Origin of the sequence: Mesorhizobium sp. M7A.F.Ca.CA.004.04.2.1, from assembly GCF_004022825.1 — a bacterium.
In the GTDB taxonomy this organism is placed as follows: Bacteria; Pseudomonadota; Alphaproteobacteria; order Rhizobiales; family Rhizobiaceae; genus Mesorhizobium.
This window is the reverse complement of sequence record NZ_RZPH01001194.1, coordinates 1-1,648: the sequence shown is the minus strand read 5'-3', so window position 1 is coordinate 1,648 and position 1,648 is coordinate 1. Positions and strand designations below refer to the sequence as shown.

The 1,648-nt window shown below is 63.2% G+C and carries 2 protein-coding genes; one reads left to right on the top strand and one right to left on the bottom strand.

Features of this window, described 5'->3' with window-relative positions; genetic code table 11:
- On the bottom strand, window positions 1-208 hold a 208-nt coding region (locus EN893_RS32890), incomplete at its 3' end, for an NAD(P)-binding protein (protein WP_206640222.1).
- A gap of 204 nt (window positions 209-412) precedes the next feature.
- Between EN893_RS32890 and EN893_RS32885 the strand changes: the two genes are divergently transcribed.
- Entirely contained in the window at window positions 413-1,354 is a 942-nt protein-coding gene (locus EN893_RS32885) for a phosphoribosylaminoimidazolesuccinocarboxamide synthase (protein ID WP_127271176.1), read from the top strand.
- Window positions 1,355-1,648: the final 294 nt, after the last annotated feature.

Below are 1,648 nucleotides of genomic sequence, written 5' to 3'. Positions count from 1 at the left end.
CCGGGTCCGGCTCGGCCTTGTAGTTCCAGTTGACGTCGGGATCGAAGAAGGTCTTGCCGTAGCCGAGCGGCATCTGGACGTAGAAGCGGCGGTCGGTGCCGCCGGCCTCCAGCACCAGCACCGAGAAGCGTCCCGAGGCCGAGAGTTTTTCGGCCAGGACCGAGCCGGCCGAGCCGGAGCCGACGATGATGAAATCATAGGTCTGCATGATGATGCGGGCGGCTCCGGAAAATTGGCTGCAGCCTAGACGCGGCGGCGCTCCCAAGTCGCCGCGCCTTCCGGCATCAGTTGTGAAAAAAGCGACCGCCGAACTGGTCGAGTTTGCGGGGATACCCGACAATCGCGCTTGATATGCACCGGGGCGACAGCTTATGCGATGGGATCGGCCACTCTGCGGAAGGCAGGAAATCATATGCGGACCCTTCCTGACGCGTTCATCCCCGAACTGCCGGGCCACTACAGCGGCAAGGTCCGCGAGAACTATGACCTTGCGGACGGCCGGCGCATCATCATCGCCACCGACCGCCTCAGTGCCTTCGACACCATCCTGACGTCGATCCCCTGCAAGGGCGAGATCCTGACCCAGACGGCGCGGTACTGGTTCGAGGAAACCGCCGACATCTGCCCGAACCATGTTCTCGAATACCCCGACCCGAACGTCGTCGTCGGCACAAGGCTCGACATCCTGCCGGTCGAGATCGTCGTGCGCGGCTATCTGGCGGGAACCACCAGCACCTCGATCCTGACGCGCTACAAGCGCGGTGACCGCGACATGTACGGCATCCGCCTGCCGGATGGCCTGCGCGACAATGAAAGACTGGCGGAGCCGATCATCACGCCGACCAGCAAGGCCGCGCATGGCGGCCATGACGAACCGCTGTCCAAAGCCGAGATTCTCGAGCAGGGTCTTCTCACGCAGGCGCAGTGGGATACCGTATCGGACTACGCCTTGCGGCTGTTCGCCCGCGGCCAGCAGCGCGCCACTGAGCGCGGCCTGATCCTGGCCGACACGAAATACGAATTCGGCACCGACAAGGACGGGACCATCATTCTTGCCGACGAAATCCACACGCCTGACAGCAGCCGGTACTGGATCGCATCGAGTTACGAACAGGCGCTCGCCAGCGGCAGCCGGCCGGAGAGTTTTGACAAGGATTTCATCCGCTCATGGGTCTCGGCGCGCTGCGATCCCTACAGCGACCCGATCCCCAAAATACCCGACGAGATCGTCGAACAGGCTTCCGGGGTCTACGCGCAGGCCTATGAGGCGATCACGGGTAAGGAATTCTCGCCGGACCTTTCCGGGGACAGCGTGCTGGATCGCATCAGAGCTAACCTTGCAGGTTATTTTTGAGAGGTGCCCCTCTCAGCTAACGCCTGGTCTTAAGCCGCGCAGTCGACCCCCACTCCGTCGAGCTTCGCTCGCCACCTCTCCCCCGATCGACGGGGTAGAGGAAGGGCGCGAGCTTGGGGTGGCGCTGCGAAGCAGCGACGGAGTGGGGGAAGCCCCCTCCAAAACCCGAAGCCGCTGGAAATCAGGCACAACCGCGCGAATGCCAGGGTTAGCCTATGCCATGGAGGCCAGGAAACAGCAGCTGCGGCGCGTTGACCTGGTCCTGCAGCGGCGATACGGATCGATGATCATCAC